This window comes from Cellulosimicrobium sp. CpK407, from assembly GCF_051844275.1.
Taxonomy (GTDB): Bacteria; Actinomycetota; Actinomycetes; order Actinomycetales; family Cellulomonadaceae; genus Cellulosimicrobium; species Cellulosimicrobium cellulans_G.
On record NZ_JBGNYC010000127.1, the window covers coordinates 1 to 225 of the forward strand.

At 68.0% G+C, this 225-nt stretch carries 1 protein-coding gene; it reads right to left on the reverse strand.

What is annotated here, in order from left to right; translation table 11 throughout:
• Window positions 1-225 (reverse strand): hypothetical protein (locus ABWU78_RS21020; protein ID WP_439159411.1); only part of this gene is annotated, 225 nt, incomplete at both ends.

Below are 225 nucleotides of genomic sequence, written 5' to 3' on the forward strand. Positions count from 1 at the left end.
GCCGACCTCCAGTTGCACTGGTGGAGGTTGAGGTAGCGGTTGCCCAGCAGATCCAGGGCGTGGACGGAGGAGACGTTCGAGCCGATGGCGTAGCCGGCTGCGGGGTTTCCGGGTCCGCAGGTGACGGTGCCGTCGGCAGAGTTGGATGCGTTTGTTCCGGTCTGGAACCCGGCGAAGCCGGCGGTGGCGGTGGTGTTACCGACCCAGCTGGTGTCGCCGCCGGCT